Below are 18,727 nucleotides of genomic sequence, written 5' to 3'. Positions count from 1 at the left end.
AATTCTCATTGCTAGACCTAGGTCTAGCTTTTTTATTTTACGAAAACCACTAGCTGTACTAGTGGTTTCGACTGATCTGTTTATCAACTGTAGTGAGTGACGAAAAGCTAATATTTAGAGAGGATATAGTGGTATAGGGTAATCCAGTTTTGTTTAAATTTGGATATGAGTGACAGTTTCAAAAACAAGGGAAACCTTAATATTTTACTCTCTATTTCCGATTAATTCTGTGGTATTCTTAATAAATCTTATAAGCTCTAATGATGGTTTGGTCGCTTTTCATTATAGTTCTTATGGGACTTTTTGTGTATACTCAAACAGCTCTATAATCTCTACAGTGGTTTTTACCCACTACAGAAATTATAGAGCCTATAATTTTTATAGTGACATATATGTCTCTATTTTATTTCTTATGTATCTCTTATAATAGATTTCGTAATTATTTTAATTACAAATATTTTATCTATTTATAGGAGGTTTAATGGAACAAGAAGTTTTTGTTCACGCATATGAAGTTGTAAGGCCGATTGTACTTAAGGCTAGTAGACAATATTTCATCCAACTTTGGGACCAAGCTGATATGGAGCAGGAAGCAATGATGACACTTTATCAGCTTTTAAAAAAGTTTCCTGAGTTAGCGTCTGATGATGATAAGCTTCGACGTTATTTCAAAACTAAGTTTAGGAATAGGTTGAATGATGAGGTTAGAAGACAGGAGTCTGTAAAACGACAAGCTAATAGACAATGTTATATCGAAATTTCAGATATTGCTTTTTGTCTTCCGAATAAAGAGTTAGATGCGGTAGATAGGCTTGTTTATGATGAGCAGCTTAATGCTTTCCGTAATCAGTTGTCTTCGGAAGATGCTACTAAGTTAGACCGTCTGCTAGCTGGAGAATGTTTTAGAGGTCGAAAAAAGATGATCAGGGAGTTAAAATTTTGGATGGTAGATTTTGATCCTTATAATGAAGATGATTAATTTTGAATATAGATTCTAGTCTAGTTTTTTTGAGTAAAAGTCATAAAAAACACTTCGAAAGTAGATTTCTGTTATCTATCTTTTGAAGTGTTTTTAATGTAGTGTAAAGAATTTATTTTACTGCTATAGGGTTCCCAATGAATCTTGGAAGTTCAATATTTTCTTTGGTTAGGGCTTCTTGGTAAAGTTTTAAGAAATCAGCATAGATATGAGTTTGTTGTCCATTTTTCGTAAAAATATCAATACGAAATACTAGTTGTCCAGAAGGAGTTGTGCTTAATCCAATGATATTTGGAGCTCCACAGATTTGAGGATAGTTTTCAATGTTTTCTCGATTTACTTCTTGTATGATGCTTGTCACCTTATTGATATCGGTTGACGGATAGACTGGGATATCAATTTGAGCTCTCATGTTCCCTCGAGATTTGTTAGATACAATTGTGATATTTCTGTTAGGTATAAAATGGAGGGTTCCATCAAATCCTCGAATTTGAGTAGTTCGAATACCTACGGTTGAAACAAGGCCTGTAACGGCTCCTACTTCAACTGCGTCACCGACTTCAAATTGGTTTTCTAACAATATGAAAAAACCATTAACGACATCAGATAGGAAGCCTTGAGCTCCTAGACCAAGAGCAACCCCAGCAAGTCCTGCTCCAGCAAGGAGGCTAGATACTGGGACCCCAAGGATACTAAGAAGACAGTAAACAAGGAAGAAGTATAGCACGTAGTTCATGCAATTGTGTAGTAATCGTTCAATGGTTTTTTGTCGAGCAGGTGTTTGAATTGTCCAAGCTAGAGAGCGTCCCACTGTATGTTTAAAAAGGAAGTTGATAATCTTCTTACTAAGAAGAAAGATGATGAGGAGAATAAAGAGTTTAATCCCTTTCGTAATGAGTACCATTAGGGTCTCTTCAAAATTAAATTGTTGGATGTATCTTTGTAAAATATTCATAGCTCTAGTTTATCAAAATTTTGAAAAAGTAGCAGTTTCTAACGATTTTCTTGTGATTAAATTGGATAAAAAAACTTTTAAAAGGCTTTGAAATATGGTAAACTAAACTGTATCTATAAAAAATTTTAAGGAGAATGACTACATGTCTGTATCATTTGAAAACACAGCCACTAACCGTGGTGTGGTGACATTCACTATCGGTCAAGATAAAATTCAACCAGCTTTGGATCAAGCATTTAACAAGGTTAAAAAGAATTTGAACGCTCCAGGCTTCCGTAAAGGACACATGCCTCGTGCCGTATTTAACCAAAAATTTGGTGAAGAAGCTCTTTACGACGATGCTTTGAATGCAATTCTTCCAGCAGCTTATGAAGCAGCGATTGCTGAACTTGGTCTTGATGTTGTTGCACAACCAAAAATTGATGTAAAATCAATTGAAAAAGGTCAAGATTGGACACTTACTGCAGAAGTTGTTACAAAACCTGAAGTAAAACTTGGTGCATATAAAGATCTTGAAGTTTCAGTTGAAGCTTCTAAAGAAGTTACTGATGAAGAAGTTGATGCTAAGCTTGAAAGCGAACGCAAAAACTTAGCTGAATTGGTTGTTAAAGAAGGTGCAGCTGAAAATGGTGACACTGTTGTTATCGACTTTGTTGGTTCAGTAGACGGTGTTGAATTTGATGGTGGTAAAGGTGAAAACCACTCTCTTGAACTTGGTTCAGGTCAATTTATCCCAGGTTTCGAAGACCAATTGGTTGGAGCAAAAGCTGGTGATGAAGTAGAAGTTAAAGTAACTTTCCCAGAAGACTATCAAGCTGCTGACCTTGCAGGTAAAGCTGCTGTATTTGTTACTAAAGTTAACGAAGTTAAAGCTAAAGAAGTTCCAGCTCTTGATGATGAGTTGGCTAAAGATCTTGACGATGAAGTTGAAACTCTTGACGAGTTGAAAGCTAAATACCGTAAAGAACTTGAAGCAGCTAAAGAAATCGCATTTGATGACGCTGTTGAAGGTGCTGCACTTGATTTGGCTGTTGAAAACGCTGAAATCGTTGAATTGCCAGCAGAAATGGTTGAAGACGAAGTTCACCGTGCTATGAACGAATTCATGGGTAACATGCAACGTCAAGGTATCTCTCCTGAAATGTACTTCCAAATCACTGGTACAACTCAAGAAGATCTTCACAAACAATATGAAGCTGACGCTGACAAACGTGTGAAAACTAACCTTGTTATCGAAGCTGTTGCGGCTGCTGAAGGATTCGACGCTACAGAAGAAGAAATCCAAAAAGAAATTAACGATCTTGCAGCTGAGTACAACATGGAAGTATCACAAGTTTCTGCACTTCTTTCACCTGAAATGCTTAAACACGATATCACTATGAAGAAAGCTGTTGAAGTTATCACAAGCACAGCAAAAGTTAAATAATATGACTAAAATCAAGTTTCTGTTGAGACTTGATTTTTTCTTCTATAAATGCTTTGACTATTGACTCTTTTTAGCGTAAAATAAAAGGTAGCGAAAAATTGATTGCTGAGCTATTTCTGATAGAAACTAGCTTGAGTAAGAATGAAGGAGAACCACTTTGGAACTAGACGTATTTGCTGGACAAGAAAAAAGTGAATTATCAATGATTGAAGTGGCCCGTGCTATCTTAGAAACACGTGGTCGTGATAATGAAATGTATTTCAATGATTTGGTCAATGAAATTCAAAATTACTTAGAAAAATCGGATGCTGATATCCGCAATGCTTTGCCATTCTTTTATTCAGATTTGAATACGGATGGAAGTTTCATTCCACTAGGTGATAACAAATGGGGCTTGCGTTCATGGTATGCAATTGATGAAATCGATGAAGAGGTCATCACATTGGAAGATACTGATGAAAATGCACCAAAACGTAAGAACAAGAAAGTTAATGCCTTCATGGATGGTGATGAAGATGCCATCGATTATAATGACGATGATCCAGAAGACGAGAACTTTACACCTGATTCTGATAGTCTTGAATATGACGACGATAGCGAAGATGATGAGAAAGCCGAAGTGGAATCTTATGACTCTGAGTTGAATGAAATTATTCCAGATGATGATTTGGATGATGTTGAGTTGTCAGAAGAAGATGATGACGATGACTATGAGGACGAGTCAAACGACTAAGTTTTCATTGACAAATGGTCTTGGATAGTTTAGACTATTTATCGGGCACCTCTTTTGAAGAGGTCATGATTAAGGCTCCCAGAGTAAAACTCTTGGGGGTCATTTTTGTTTTTAGTCATTTACTGGACTTGTCTAAGGTGAGGTACTTTGTACGGCTCCAATCAGGTACTAGGAAAGGACTATCGTGATTATCTGAGTAGGTAACCAATCTGCTATCTGTAGTTGTTTTGAATTATATTATAAGGAGTTAACATGACAAAATATATTTTCGTCACTGGTGGTGTGGTATCTTCAATTGGTAAAGGGATTGTAGCTGCAAGTCTTGGGCGTTTGCTTAAGAACCGTGGTCTTAAGGTTACGATTCAAAAATTTGATCCTTACATCAATATTGACCCAGGAACAATGAGTCCTTACCAACACGGTGAAGTTTATGTCACTGATGATGGTACTGAAACTGACCTTGACCTTGGTCACTACGAACGTTTTATTGATATCAATCTTAATAAATACTCTAACGTGACTACTGGTAAGATTTATAGCGAAGTTTTGCGTAAGGAACGTAAAGGAGAGTATCTTGGTGCGACTGTTCAGGTGATTCCGCATATCACAGATGCTTTGAAAGACAAGATTAAGCGCGCAGCGACAACAACTGATTCAGATGTCATTATCACTGAAGTTGGTGGTACGGTTGGTGATATTGAAAGTCTTCCATTCCTTGAAGCGCTTCGTCAAATGAAGGCTGATGTGGGCTCTGACAATGTTATGTATATCCACACAACGCTTCTTCCTTATTTGAAGGCTGCTGGTGAAATGAAGACAAAGCCAACGCAACACTCTGTTAAGGAATTGCGTGGTTTGGGTATCCAACCAAATATGTTGGTTATTCGTACAGAACAACCTGCTGGTCAGGGAATCAAGAATAAATTAGCTCAATTCTGTGATGTTGCACCTGAGGCTGTTATCGAATCACTCGACGTGGAACATATCTATCAAGTGCCACTTAATATGCAGGCTCAAGGTATGGATCAAATCGTTTGTGATCATTTGAAACTGGATGCTCCAGCTGCAGATATGACAGAGTGGTCTGCTATGGTTGATAAGGTGCTTAACCTTAAGAAAACAACTAAAATTGCTCTTGTTGGTAAGTATGTGGAGCTTCACGATGCTTACTTGTCAGTAGTTGAGGCACTTAAGCACTCAGGTTTGGCAAATGATACTGCCATTGATATTGACTGGGTCAATGCTAATGATTTGACTGCTGAAAATGTTGCTTCTCGTTTGGCTGATGCTGATGGTATTATTGTTCCTGGTGGTTTCGGTCAACGTGGTACTGAAGGTAAGATTCAAGCTATTCGTTATGCACGTGAAAATGATGTGCCAATGTTAGGTGTCTGTCTCGGTATGCAATTGACATGTATTGAGTTTGCTCGCCACGTTCTTCACTTGGATGGCGCTAATTCAGCTGAGCTTGATCCAAACACAAAATATCCAATTATCGATATTATGCGTGATCAAATTGACATTGAAGACATGGGTGGTACTCTTCGTCTTGGTCTTTACCCATGTAAGTTGAAACCAGGTTCTAAGGCAGCTGCAGCTTATGGCAACCAAGAAGTTGTTCAACGTCGTCACCGTCACCGTTATGAATTTAATACTAAATTCCGTGAACAGTTTGAGGCTGAAGGCTTTGTATTCTCAGGTGTGTCACCAGATAATCGTTTGATGGAAGTTGTAGAACTCCCAGACAAGAAATTCTTTGTGGCAGCGCAATACCACCCAGAATATCATAGCCGTCCAAACCATGCTGAAGAACTTTACAGTGCCTTTGTGACAGCAGCGGTTGAAAATGCTAAATAATTATCTAAGACAGAGTGGGATAGCCTACTCTGTTTTTTATTGGCTCCTTTTATGCTAAAATAAAGGGAATAATAAGAAAGAACGAGGAAAACAAATGGCTAAATTTGGCTTTTTGTCAGTATTAGAAGAAGAACTGGATAAGCACCTGGACTATGATTTTGCGATGGACTGGGATAAAAAGAATCATGCTGTGGAAGTAACGTTCATCCTAGAAGCGCAAAACAGTAGTAATGTGGAGACTATTGATGATAAGGGTGAAGTGTCTGATGAAGATGTCATTTTTGAGGATTACGTGCTCTTTTATAATCCAGCAAAATCACGTTTTGATGAAGAGGACTACCTAGTGACAATTCCATATGAACCTAAGAAAGGTCTATCTCGTGAGTTTTTGTCCTATTTTGCGGAGACCTTGAATGAGGTGGCAACAGAAGGATTGAGTGACTTGATGGATTTTCTATCTGATGATGGACCTGAGGAATTCGGTTTGGTTTGGGACAAAGAAGCTTTCGAAAAAGGGAAAGCTCAACTTGAAGAGAAGGAATTTTTTGCTTATCCAAGGTATTAAAGGGAGCGAAAAGGGATGGATGCTTATTTAAAAGATCAGTTCAATTTTACAGGTGTTAAGGCGGCCTTACTCGTAGAGCAAAGTATTTTGGTCATTCTCAGAGATAATAAACCAGATATTCCTTGGCCAAATACATGGGAGTTGCCTGGTGGTGGAAGAGAAGGTCAAGAAACACCACTTGAGTGTCTTCAACGCGAAGTCTGGGAGGAGCTGGGATTGGCTCTGAAAGAGGAATCGATTATTTGGTCGAAAATCTATCCTAGTATGTTGGATAAAAATAGGTTAGCTGTTTTTGTGGTTGGCCAAATTAGCCAAGAGCAGTATCGTGAGATTCGTTTTGGTGACGAGGGACAGGAATTTAAACTAATGCCTGTAGAGGATTTTATAAAAGCAGAAGGTGTCATTGCCCAGTTGCAGGAACGCTTTAAAGACTATTTAGTAGGAAAGGAAACAGAGAAATAAATGGACAAATGGCAAGAATTAACGATTGAAGTTAATCGTGAGGTCGAAGAAGCGGCTTCTAATATTTTAATTGAGTCTGGGAGCCAGGGTGTGGCTATTGATGATAGTGCAGATTATTTGGAAAATGCGGACCGTTTTGGGGAACTTTATCCTGAGGTTGAGCAGGTTGAAACGGTTAAAATTACGGCTTATTATCCAGAGTCAGCAGATATCGAGGCCATTACTAAGCAGGTCAATGAGCGTTTGGCTGAGTTGACAGATTTTGGTCTTGAAACTGGAGATATTCACTTAGCTACTCAAGAATTGGTTGAAGAAGATTGGGCTGAGAATTGGAAAAAATACTATGAACCAGCTCGCATTACCCATGACCTGACTATCGTACCGTCATGGACGGATTATGAGGCATCAGAGGGGGAAAAGATCATTAAGTTGGATCCTGGTATGGCCTTTGGGACAGGAACACATCCAACAACTAAGATGAGCCTCTTTGCCTTGGAGCAGGTGCTTCGTGGTGGTGAGACGGTGATTGATGTGGGGACTGGTTCAGGAGTCCTCTCGATTGCTAGCTCTCTGCTTGGTGCCAAGGAAATCTACGCTTATGACCTTGACGATGTAGCGGTTCGAGTGGCACAGGAAAACATTGATATGAATCCTGGTATGGAAAATATTCATGTTGCTGCGGGAGATCTTTTGAAGGGCGTGACGCAAGAAGCTGATGTTATCGTGGCTAATATTCTGGCGGATATTCTCATCCACCTGACAGAAGATGCCGACCGTTTGGTTAAGGATGAAGGTTATTTGATTATGTCAGGGATTATCTCTGAAAAATGGGATATGGTGCGTGAATCGGCTGAGAAAGCTGGTTTCTTCCTAGAAACTCACATGGTTCAGGGAGAGTGGAATGCCTGTGTCTTCAAGAAGACAGATGATATTTCAGGTGTGATTGGAGGCTAAATGCAACAGTATTTTATAAAGGGGCAGGTTGAAAATCCAGTAATTATCAAAGACAAGGATACTGTGAAGCATATGTTTAACGTTATGCGTTTAACAGAGGATGATCAGGTTGTCTTGGTTTTTGAAGATGGTATCAAGCGTCTTGCGCGTGTGACTGACCGTGAGAATCACGTCTTTGAAGTGATTGAAGATTTAACTGATAATGTCGAGATGCCTGTATCTGTAAGCATTGCCTCAGGTTTTCCCAAGGGAGATAAACTGGAGTTGGTGACACAAAAGGCAACAGAGCTTGGAGCTCAGGCTATTTGGGCCTTCCCTGCCGACTGGTCTGTGGTTAAGTGGGATGGTAAGAAGCTAGCCAAGAAGGAAGATAAGCTTGCCAAAATTGCTCTAGGAGCTGCAGAACAATCCAAGCGTAATCGTGTGCCAGAAGTCAGATTGTTCGAGAAAAAAGGGGAATTTCTATCAGAATTAGATAATTTTGATAAGATTTTTATCGCCTATGAGGAAACAGCCAAAGCAGGTGAGTTGGCTACTCTAGCTCGTGAGTTGGCTCAGGTAGAGAATGGTCAGAAAATTCTCTTTATCTTTGGACCAGAAGGTGGTATTTCTCCGTCTGAGATTGATGCATTTGAAGAAGCTGGTGGCGTTAAAATTGGCCTTGGACCGCGCATTATGCGGACGGAAACCGCTCCTCTCTACGCTTTGAGTAGTGTCAGTTATGCCTTGGAATTGAATAAGTAAGAGAAAGTTGGCCTTGTTCCAACTTTTTTTGTATTTGACACTTTTAAGCTAAGATTGCATCGTGCCATTAGTTTTGTATGACAAATCGAGCATTTCTAAAAAAGTTGATAATCTTATTTAGATTTAATATAATTGTACTATCTTTATAAAAGGGGAAGATTTTTAATGAAAACGAATCGTTATGTGACTCAATCTGCCGTGGTTTTGGGCCTTTTTGCTCTTTTGACTGTGCCACAAGTCCTAGGTCAAGCTGATGAGGCAACGGCACCAGTACCAACTACTTCTACAGAAACTGTGACAGATAGTGGAGCTGCTACCGTATCAGTACAAGGAACTGCGGGAACAGCTGTTCAAGGAGGAACAGAGACTGTATCTCCTACATCAACAACAGTAGCGACAAATGCATCTGCAGAGTCATCAGCTAATACCTCGACGGCCCAATCAAGTCAAGAAGCCAGTGCTGTTTTGACGAATGCCAATCAGGTGACACCAGCGGTGCCAGTACAGGCTGAAACTGTTACAGAGCCTGCTCATGAGGGGCAGACCGTTGATATGCAGATTTTGTCAACAACAGACCTTCATACCAACTTGGTTAACTATGATTATTATCAAGATAAGCCGTCTCAAACAGTTGGTTTGTCTAAAACTGCTGTCCTTATCAAAAAAGCCCGTGAAACTAATCCCAATACGGTCTTAGTGGACAGTGGGGATACGATTCAGGGAACTCCTTTTGGGACTTATAAGGCTTTGATTGACCCTGTTGCCCAAGGTGAGACTCACCCTATGTACAAAGCCTTTGAGATGCTGGGCTACGATGCCGAAACACTTGGAAACCACGAGTTTAACTATGGTCTAGAATTTTTGGATCGTATGGTTAAGGCTGCTAAGATTAACATTATCAATGCCAATGTGCGTAATGCTCAGACAGGTGACTACTATTACAACCCTTATAAGATTGTTAACAAGACCTTTACTGATACAGATGGCAAACAGGTAACGCTAAAAATCGGTATTACAGGTGTCCTTCCAACACAGATTTTGGTTTGGGATAAGGCCAATCTTGAAGGTAAGGTAACTGTTGACGATCCAATGGAGGCTGTTAAGGCTATCGTTCCTAAGATGAAGGCTGCAGGAGCTGACTTTATCCTTGTTGCTGCTCACTCTGGTATTGGTGACAATGAATACACTAAGAATGAGGAAAATGAAGGTTACCAAATTGCTGGTATCGAAGGTGTTGATGCTGTTGCGACAGGGCATTCTCATGCGGATTTCCCAAATGGGGATGGTACAAGTTTTTATGCGAAATACCCTGGTGTAGATGATGTCAATGGTCTCATCAATGGGAAACCTGTGGTTATGGCTGGTAAATTCGGAGATCATCTAGGCATCATGGATGTCAAATTGACTTACACGGATGGTAAATGGAAAGTTGTTAACAGTAAGGCCAAGCTTGAAAAGATTGATACTAAGTCAGATGTTGCGGACAAGGATTTAATTAATATGGCTGCTCATGACCATAATGGAACAATCAACTATGTTCGTAAGGAAGTTGGTGAGACTACTGCACCAATCACTAGCTACTTTGCTCAGGTTCAGGACGATCCATCTATTCAAATCGTTAATAATGCACAACTATGGTATGCTAAAAAACAAGTAGCTGGAACAGCAGATGCGAATCTTCCACTCCTCTCAGCTGCAGCACCTTTCAAGGCGGGGACTCGTGGGGATGCGACCTACTATACCGATATTCCAGCAGGACCATTAGCCATTAAGAATGTCGCGGACCTCTACCTCTACGACAATGTTACTGCCCTACTCAAGGTGACTGGTGCACAAATAAAAGAATGGTTGGAAATGTCTGCAGGACAGTTCAATCAAATTGATCCTAATAGCAAAGAGCCACAACAACTCATTAATAGTAGCTATCGCTCATACAATTACGATGTGATTGATGGGTTGACTTATAAGTTTGATTTGACACAACCTAACAAATACGATCGTGAAGGTAAGTTGGTTAACCCAGATGCTAGTCGTGTTCGTGACTTGACTTATCAAGGTAAACCCATTGATTTGAATCAGACTTTCCTTGTCGTGACTAACAACTATCGTGCGACTGGTAACTTCCCTGGTGTTAAGGATGCTGCAGAAAAACGTCTCCTCAATCTTGAGAATCGTCAGGCAATCATTGATTATATCGTTAGTGAGAAAACGATTAACCCAACTGCTGATGGAAATTGGAGTTTCGTTCCTAATATTACGAATGCAGATATCCGTTTTGCCTCATCTGACAATGCACGTGCCCACCTTGCTGGTCAGGATGCCATTAGTTATGTAGGACCATCAACACAAGCAGGATTTGCAGAGTACCGCTTTGTTGTTAAGGAAAAGGCAAATCAAGTTGAGGATACGACTAAGAAAGAATCTGAGAAGTCACCAAAAGGTGTTGAGATGGCAGACCAAACTAAGCATGTGAAACCAAATGCTACTGCAGTCACCAGCGTGGCTAAACCTGCTCCAGCTATCCAGTTGTCAAACACTCAAGTCGTTATTTTGCCTCAAGCTCAAGTACAAGAAACTCAACCTTCCAGCTCAGCCAAGAGCTTGCCAAACACGAATTCAGACGAATCTGTGTCAGCAACTTTAGCTGGAATGTTCCTTATGACCTTGGCTGGTTTCTTTGGAATCAAAAAACACGAAAAAAATTAAGCAAAGGAAAAAGCCCCTGTCAGGGCTTTTTTGCTGTAGTTTTAGCGTTGGTTAAAGTTCTTTTGTGCTTCTAGAATAATAGGTGCCAGACGCTCGATATCAGACTGTGTGCCACGAAGCTCAAAGTCTCCCAACATAGGGAAGCCAAAACGTTGACTGTATTGTTTGGCGGTTAGGCAGTACTGGTTATTGAAGTTACGGTTACCAGAACCGATGATACCAAAGCAACGTTTGTGGTTATCATGGGCTGCGATAAAATCTCCCAGTGGATTGGTTAGGATTTCGACATCTCCATTGTCCACGCCATTTCCACCTTCAAGGTAGGTTGGCAAGAGTGCGACAAAGGGTTCATCTACTTGGAAGGTTTCATGATTAAGCTCTTTAATATTGATTTTGCGACATTCAATCCCGTGGTTGAGGGATAGATAGTCAGACATACGTTTGACAAAGCTTTGGGTATTGCCGCTTAGACTAATATAAACGAGGGTAAGTTGAGACATAAGCGTCCTCTTTCTATCTATATCTTGTGTTTGTTCAATCATTCTAACACAAGATGTTGTGCTTTTCAAGTTAGCTCCTTGCAGTTAATAATTGCCTAACTAGCTCTTTTTCTTTACTTGTAAAAGTGATAGAATAAAGGTTATTAAAAGAAGCGAAGGAAGAAATCATGGCTAAAGATAAAAATGTAACAGGAGAAGAAATTTTAGACATTTGCTCGGCCTACATGTCAGCAGATGATTTGAAATTAGTTGAAAAAGCCTGGCATTATGCGACAGATGCTCATAGTGGGCAATCTCGTCAGTCAGGAGAACCTTATATTATTCACCCTATTCAAGTGGCAGGTATCCTGGCAGACCTTCATCTTGATGCAGTGACAGTAGCCTGTGGTTTCTTACACGATGTCGTTGAAGACACCGAAAAAACGCTCGATGATTTGGAAACGGATTTTGGTACGGATGTACGAAATATCGTAGACGGTGTTACTAAGCTTGGTAAGGTTGAGTACAAGTCCCACGAGGAGCAGTTGGCTGAAAACCACCGTAAGATGCTTATGGCCATGTCTAAGGATATCCGTGTTATCTTGGTTAAATTGGCCGACCGTTTACACAATATGCGTACCCTAAAGCATCTTCGTAAGGATAAGCAAGAGCGCATTTCTCGTGAAACCATGGAAATCTATGCTCCTTTGGCTCACCGTCTGGGTATCAGTCGTATCAAATGGGAATTGGAAGATATGTCCTTCCGTTACCTTAATGAGGTGGAATTCTACAAGATTTCTCACATGATGAAGGAAAAACGTCGTGAGCGTGAGGAACTTGTGGACGAGATTGTCGATAAAATTAAGACCTACACAGCTGAACAAGGACTTGTTGGTGATGTTTATGGTCGTCCAAAGCATATCTACTCTATTTATCGTAAGATGCGCGACAAGAAAAAGCGCTTCGATCAAATTTATGATTTGATTGCCATCCGTTGTGTCATGGAGACGCACAGTGATGTTTATGCCATGTTGGGATACATTCATGAGCTCTGGCGTCCGATGCCTGGCCGTTTCAAAGACTATATTGCCAATCCTAAATCCAATGGTTACCAGTCTATCCATACAACGGTTTATGGACCAAAAGGACCTATTGAAATCCAAATCCGTACCAAGGAAATGCACCAAGTTGCCGAATACGGGGTTGCAGCTCACTGGGCTTACAAGAAAGGGATCAAGGGCAAGGTAGATTCAAAAGAGTCCGCTTTGGGAATGAACTGGATTAAAGATCTTGTTGAACTTCAAGATGCCTCAAATGGTGATGCTATGGGATTTGTAGACTCTGTTAAAGAGGATATCTTCTCAGAGCGTATTTATGTCTTTACGCCGAATGGTGCTGTTCAGGAATTGCCTAAAGATTCAGGACCTATTGACTTTGCCTATGCTATCCATACCCAAGTTGGAGAGAAGGCTACAGGTGCTAAGGTTAATGGCCGTATGGTTCCCTTGACTGCCAAACTTAAGACAGGTGATGTGGTTGAGATTGTCACTAATGCCAATTCTTTTGGTCCTAGTCGTGACTGGATTAAGATGGTCAAGACAACTAAGGCCAGAAATAAAATTCGACAATTCTTTAAGAATCAGGATAAGGAAGCTTCTATCACCAAAGGTCGTGAGCTTTTGATTGCCTACTTCCAAGAGCATGGCTATATTGCCAATAAATACCTAGACAAGAAACATATTGAGGAAATTCTCCCTCGTATGAGTGTGCGTAGTGAAGAAGCTCTCTATGCTGCTGTTGGCTTTGGCGAAATTAGTGCTGCTGCTGTTTTCAATCGTCTGACAGAAAAAGAACGCCGTGAGGAAGAGCGTGCTAAGGCAAAAGCTGAAGCTGAAGAGCTAATGAACGGTGGCGAGGTTAAGACTGAGAAGAAAGAAGTTCTTAAGGTTAAGAGTGAAAATGGAGTCATCATTCAAGGTGCCTCTGGTCTCCTCATGCGTATCGCTAAGTGCTGTAACCCAGTACCTGGAGATGAGATTGAAGGTTACATCACCAAGGGCCGTGGAATTGCTATTCATCGTTCAGATTGTAATAATATCAAGAGTCAAGAAGGTTATGAACAACGTTTAATCGAAGTGGAGTGGGATGAACGTAATGCCAATAAATCTTATTTGGCAGAGATTGACATCTATGGCCTTAACCGTTCTGGTCTGTTGAATGATGTTCTCCAAATCTTGTCAAATACGACCAAGAGCATCGCTACGGTCAATGCGCAACCGACTAAGGACATGAAGTTTGCCAATATTCACGTTAGCTTTGAAATTGCAAACCTTATTGAATTGACTGGTCTAGTGGATAAGATTAAAATTATCCCTGATGTTTACAGTGTTAAACGTACGAATGGGTAAGGAGTTACTGCGATGAAGATTGTGATTCAGCGCGTGCAAAGTGCCTCTGTGGTTATTGAGGATTCTACGGTTGGTGCTATTAATCAGGGGCTCTTACTCTTGGTCGGAGTTGGTCCAGAGGATACCAAAGAGGACCTAGAGTATGCAGTTCGTAAGATTGTCAATATGCGTATTTTTTCAGATGAAGAGGGCAAGATGAATCTTTCTGTTAAGGATATTGATGGCCAGATTTTGTCGATTTCTCAGTTTACGCTTTTTGCAGATACGAAAAAAGGGAATCGACCAGCATTTACAGGTGCTGCAAAGCCTGACATGGCTAGCCAGCTCTATGACGATTTCAATCAATCCTTGTCAACACATGTTCCTGTAGAAAGAGGACGCTTTGGTGCAGATATGCAGGTTAGTCTGGTTAATGACGGCCCTGTGACCATTATTTTAGATACTAAAAATCGATAAACAAACCATTTCTCGCCTTGTGTGAGAGGTGGTTTTTTTACTCTCATCGTATGGGCAATTTAGGTGATCGATTTTCATTATTTGGGATTTATTTTTGTTATTTTAAGTAGGCTTAACCAAGTGAATATTTAATGAAATTAGAAAATATTTTTCTCAAATTTCTGAAAAAATCTGACCATTCATGATGAAAAAATTACCGTTTACGAGGATTGCCGGAAATTCCCTTGTCTTACAAAAAAGATTAAGTTAACATTAGTTTCATAAGAAACACCAAGCGATTTTTATGAAACTAAAAAATAACTCGAGTTCACAGCATGCAAATACCAATAGTGATAATTTGAAACGCCGAGGTGATTTAAACTTTATTAGAGGGATAGAGAGATGTCAAAGAAAGTAGCGTCAACTAAATTATTATCAGGTTTGTTTGTAGCTGGCGGTGTCCTAGGGATGAATCAGGTCGCCAAGGCAGATAACATGGTCAGTTCAGAGGCAACAAAACCAGTCATTACAACTGAAGCAGATAACTTGGTGGTGGTACCAACGGAGGCAGTTGCTCCAGTTGCGACAACAGAAGTAGGTCCATCATCTGCCGCTGTTGCGACAGATACTGCAACAACAGCAACAGCTTCTACAATATTTTCACAAGCTGTGCCAGCAGAGAGTGCTAGCTCAGAAATGCTTGTAGCCAGTGAAGCACTAGCTCCTGAGTCAGCTGCTGTGGAAACCATCACATCATCATCTGATAATGCTACTGAAGCGGGACGCCATTCAACTGCTCAAGTGACACCAGTTACAGAAGTGACAGAGCAAAACTTAAATGGTGATGCTTATTTGACAGATCCAGAAACAACAAAAGCTGCTTATAGTAAGACAGATGGTGATATTAACTATTCTGTTGTTGTGTCTAATCCAACAGCAGAAACTAAGACGATGACTGTCAACTTGACACTTCAACATGCTTCAGAGATCATCGGTCAAGATAACGTTGACCTTATACTAGCGGCAGGAACCTCAGCTAAGGTTTCAAACTTGACAGTAGCGTCAGAGTGGTTGACAAACAATACAGGTTACTTGGTGACAATCAGTGTCAACGATAAATCAGGTAGTACTTTGTCAAGCAAGCGTGCTGGCTTGTCTGTTGAAGATGATTGGACAGTTTTCCCACGTTACGGTATCGTAGCAGGTTCGCCAACGGATCAAAACAGTATTCTTGTAAAAAATCTTGAAGCCTACCGTAAAGAGCTTGAGCTCATGAAGTCTATGAATATCAACTCATATTTCTTCTATGATGCTTATAGTGAAGCTACAGATCCTTTCCCAGAGGGTGTTGATAGCTTTGTTCAAAAATGGAATACCTGGAGTCATACTCAGGTTGACACTAAGGCTGTTAAAGAATTGGTTGACCAAGTTCATAAGTCAGGTGCTGTTGCCATGCTTTATAACATGATTTCAGCAGATTCAAATCCAAAGAATCCAACCCTTCCACTTGCTGCTTTGGCTTATAACTTCTATGATAGCTTTGGTAAGAAGGGTGAGCCGATGACTTACACTATCGGTGATAACCCAACTCAAGTTTACTATGATCCAGCTAATCCAGATTGGCAAAAATACATTGCGGGTGTCATGAAATCAGCTATGGATCGTATGGGCTTCGATGGTTGGCAAGGTGATACAATTGGTGACAACCGTGTGACTGATTATGAGCACTGTAACAGCTCAGACGAGGCTGACTCACACATGATGTCTGACTCATATGCGTCATTTATTAATGCTATGAAAGACCTCATTGGTGAAAAGTACTACATCACAATCAATGATGTCAATGGTGGTAATGATGATAAATTAGCCAAGGCACGTCAAGATGTTGTTTATAATGAGCTCTGGACAAACGGTGGTTCAGTTATTCCAGGACGTATGCAGGTTGCCTATGGTGATTTGAAAGCACGTATCGATATGGTACGCAATAAAACTGGTAAATCACTTATCGTTGGTGCCTACATAGAAGAACCAGGTATTGATTATACTGTTCCTGGCGGAAAAGCAACTAATGGTGCTGGTAAAGATGCCCTTGCTGGTAAGCCATTGCAAGCTGACGCGACTCTTCTCGTAGATGCGACAGTAGCTGCAGCCGGTGGCTATCACATGTCCATTGCAGCCCTTGCCAATGCTAATGCAGCCCTAAACGTCCTTCAAAGTGCTTATTACCCAACTCAATACCTCAGTGTGGCTAAGGACACTATTCGTAAGCTTTACAATTACCAACAGTTTATCACTGCTTATGAAACTCTTCTTCGTGGTGAGGGGGTGACTAACAGCACTCAGGCTGTATCTACCAAGAATGCTGCTGGTGAAATCCTTTCTAAGGATGCTCTAGGTGTGACAGGAAATCAAGTTTGGACATTTGCTAAATCAGGAAAAGGTTTCTCAACTGTTCAAATGATTAACATGATGGGCATCAATGCGGGCTGGCATAATGAAGAGGGTTATGCGGATAATAAAACACCGGATGCTCAAGAAAATCTCATAGTTCGTCTCAGTCTAGCAGGTAAAACAGCCCAAGAAGCAGCTAAAATTGTTGATCAAGTCTATGTGACGTCACCAGATGATTGGGCAACTTCAAGCATGAAGAAGGCACAAGCAAGCCTTGAAACAGATGAAAATGGTCAACCGGTACTTATCATTTCAGTTCCTAAACTAACGCTTTGGAACATGCTCTATATCAAGGAAGACACAACAGCAACACCGGTAGAACCAGTTATCTTGAAACCAGTTACTAACCAAGCTGGTAAGAAAGCAGATAATACCGTAACATCTGAAGCAAGCTCAGAAACAGCTAAATTCGAAAATACAACAGTAAACAAAGGTTCAGAGGCTCCAACTCATACGAAACCATCTGTTGAAGCTCCTAAACTAGATGAAATAACTAAACCAGCACCAACAGTTGACGAGTTAGTAAACTCAGCAGCTGTTCCAGTGGCAATAGCTGTATCAGAGACCGCACATGATAAGAAAGATGACAACTCAGTATCTAATACGGATCAAGGTGCAGTATCGTCAGATTCAATCACTACACCTGCTTCAGAGGCCACAAGCACAGCTGACTCAACAGCCTCATCAGAAGTATCAGAAAGTGCAACAGTATCATCGAAGGTCTCAGAAACTGATATTATCTCAGAAGCATCAACTTCAGAGACTTCAGCATCTGAATCAGAGAATTCAATCAGCACAGTCGTTTCAGAATCAGAAGTAGTTAAAGAACCAGCTGTTTCATTGACAGAATCAGAAAGTCAAGTGAGCACTTCAGAAGTGACTTCGGCAATTTCAGAAACAGTGAGCACGTCTGAGGAAGTCATCCTTGATGGACTATCAGAAAACATCAATAGTTGGAATAGACTCTCTGCAGCTCCTCGCGTCTCAGAAAACTTACCAAGTACTTCTGAAACGATTACAGAAGCAGCATCACTCTTTAGCAACTATGCAAGATATTCAGAAACAGCAAGCTCAGAATCTCACTCTATGGTAGCAGCTTTTTCAGAAGCTTCTATTGAAAAATTAGCAGTATCAATCTTGAAAGATACTGAGGGTGGCTTGTACGATGCAACTACAATCAGAAATATTGTTGAGATGATTGATAGCATTACAACAAATGTTAGCTATACTCGCAGTAGCCGTCAAGACCTTATCAATACAGCTTCGTCAGATACCACTTACAGTGGTAGCCAAGATCTTAACCTTGCAAGTAAGACAACGACGCAAGCAGGTGAAAAAGGAACAACTGAAGATCTTAAGGCTACAATTGCTAAAACAGCAAAATCTCATAAGTGGGGAGAACATGCTGTAGCTATCCTTACAGCCATTGTCCTTGCAGGTGCGGCAACCCTTGCAGCTCTTCGTAACTTCTTGATGTCAAAAAAAGTTGATAGTTGATAAATAATAAGTAGAACTCTTTGTGTAAACAAGGAGTTTTCTTTATACTGGCTGCTATTTTTTCTGAAAATTGTGA

14 protein-coding genes are annotated in these 18,727 nt (G+C 40.4%); 12 read left to right on the top strand and 2 right to left on the bottom strand.

Going from position 1 to position 18,727, the window contains the following annotated elements; genetic code table 11:
- The first annotated feature begins 481 nt into the window (after window positions 1-481).
- Complete coding sequence (locus HMPREF2867_RS05460; RefSeq protein WP_060972338.1) at window positions 482-979, top strand: sigma-70 RNA polymerase sigma factor region 4 domain-containing protein; 498 nt, start codon at window positions 482-484, stop codon at window positions 977-979.
- Between the two features lie 112 nt (window positions 980-1,091).
- On the opposite strand, the gene HMPREF2867_RS05455 is transcribed toward HMPREF2867_RS05460, so the two are convergent.
- Complete coding sequence (locus HMPREF2867_RS05455; RefSeq protein ID WP_070576267.1) at window positions 1,092-1,934, bottom strand: mechanosensitive ion channel family protein; 843 nt, start codon at window positions 1,932-1,934, stop codon at window positions 1,092-1,094.
- A gap of 142 nt (window positions 1,935-2,076) precedes the next feature.
- Here HMPREF2867_RS05455 and tig point away from each other — a divergent pair, with 142 nt between their 5' ends.
- From tig to HMPREF2867_RS05415, 8 genes are all read left to right on the top strand, one after another.
- Window positions 2,077-3,360 carry a trigger factor gene (gene tig / locus HMPREF2867_RS05450; RefSeq protein ID WP_070576264.1) on the top strand — a complete coding sequence of 428 codons (1,284 nt, stop codon included), beginning with the start codon at window positions 2,077-2,079 and terminating at the stop codon, window positions 3,358-3,360.
- A 157-nt stretch (window positions 3,361-3,517) separates the two neighbouring features.
- The gene (rpoE, locus tag HMPREF2867_RS05445) at window positions 3,518-4,093 is read left to right on the top strand and encodes a DNA-directed RNA polymerase subunit delta (RefSeq protein WP_002885605.1); all 576 of its coding nucleotides are present in this window, start codon (window positions 3,518-3,520) and stop codon (window positions 4,091-4,093) included.
- Window positions 4,094-4,345: 252 nt separating this feature from the next.
- A complete protein-coding gene (locus tag HMPREF2867_RS05440) occupies window positions 4,346-5,950 on the top strand; it encodes a CTP synthase (protein WP_049545134.1) in 1,605 nt (534 codons plus the stop codon).
- A 94-nt stretch (window positions 5,951-6,044) separates the two neighbouring features.
- Window positions 6,045-6,515 carry a DUF3013 family protein gene (locus HMPREF2867_RS05435; RefSeq protein ID WP_037598883.1) on the top strand — a complete coding sequence of 157 codons (471 nt, stop codon included), beginning with the start codon at window positions 6,045-6,047 and terminating at the stop codon, window positions 6,513-6,515.
- A 15-nt stretch (window positions 6,516-6,530) separates the two neighbouring features.
- The gene (locus HMPREF2867_RS05430; protein WP_070576262.1) at window positions 6,531-6,977 is read left to right on the top strand and encodes an NUDIX hydrolase; all 447 of its coding nucleotides are present in this window, start codon (window positions 6,531-6,533) and stop codon (window positions 6,975-6,977) included.
- Window positions 6,978-7,931: a 50S ribosomal protein L11 methyltransferase gene (prmA, locus tag HMPREF2867_RS05425; protein ID WP_037598885.1), complete on the top strand. Its 954-nt coding sequence runs from the start codon at window positions 6,978-6,980 to the stop codon at window positions 7,929-7,931.
- Entirely contained in the window at window positions 7,932-8,675 is a 744-nt protein-coding gene (locus tag HMPREF2867_RS05420; RefSeq protein WP_037598886.1) for a 16S rRNA (uracil(1498)-N(3))-methyltransferase, read from the top strand.
- 165 nt (window positions 8,676-8,840) lie between these two features.
- Window positions 8,841-11,381 carry a bifunctional 2',3'-cyclic-nucleotide 2'-phosphodiesterase/3'-nucleotidase gene (locus tag HMPREF2867_RS05415; RefSeq protein ID WP_070576259.1) on the top strand — a complete coding sequence of 847 codons (2,541 nt, stop codon included), beginning with the start codon at window positions 8,841-8,843 and terminating at the stop codon, window positions 11,379-11,381.
- A 41-nt stretch (window positions 11,382-11,422) separates the two neighbouring features.
- Here the strand turns inward: HMPREF2867_RS05415 and nrdI are convergent, their stop codons facing one another.
- On the bottom strand, window positions 11,423-11,881 hold the full coding sequence (gene nrdI / locus HMPREF2867_RS05410; protein ID WP_070576277.1) for a class Ib ribonucleoside-diphosphate reductase assembly flavoprotein NrdI: 459 nt from the start codon (window positions 11,879-11,881) through the stop codon (window positions 11,423-11,425).
- Between the two features lie 167 nt (window positions 11,882-12,048).
- Between nrdI and HMPREF2867_RS05405 the strand changes: the two genes are divergently transcribed.
- From HMPREF2867_RS05405 to HMPREF2867_RS05395, 3 genes are all read left to right on the top strand, one after another.
- Window positions 12,049-14,268 carry a RelA/SpoT family protein gene (locus HMPREF2867_RS05405; protein ID WP_037604083.1) on the top strand — a complete coding sequence of 740 codons (2,220 nt, stop codon included), beginning with the start codon at window positions 12,049-12,051 and terminating at the stop codon, window positions 14,266-14,268.
- 12 nt (window positions 14,269-14,280) lie between these two features.
- A complete protein-coding gene (gene dtd / locus HMPREF2867_RS05400; protein ID WP_070576256.1) occupies window positions 14,281-14,724 on the top strand; it encodes a D-aminoacyl-tRNA deacylase in 444 nt (147 codons plus the stop codon).
- A 381-nt stretch (window positions 14,725-15,105) separates the two neighbouring features.
- Entirely contained in the window at window positions 15,106-18,651 is a 3,546-nt protein-coding gene (locus tag HMPREF2867_RS05395) for a glycoside hydrolase family 66 protein (RefSeq protein ID WP_070576253.1), read from the top strand.
- Window positions 18,652-18,727 lie beyond the last annotated feature (76 nt).

The sequence above is a fragment of the Streptococcus sp. HMSC064H09 genome, assembly GCF_001812625.1.
Lineage (GTDB): Bacteria > Bacillota > Bacilli > Lactobacillales > Streptococcaceae > Streptococcus.
This window is presented reverse-complemented; position numbering and strand designations above follow the sequence as displayed.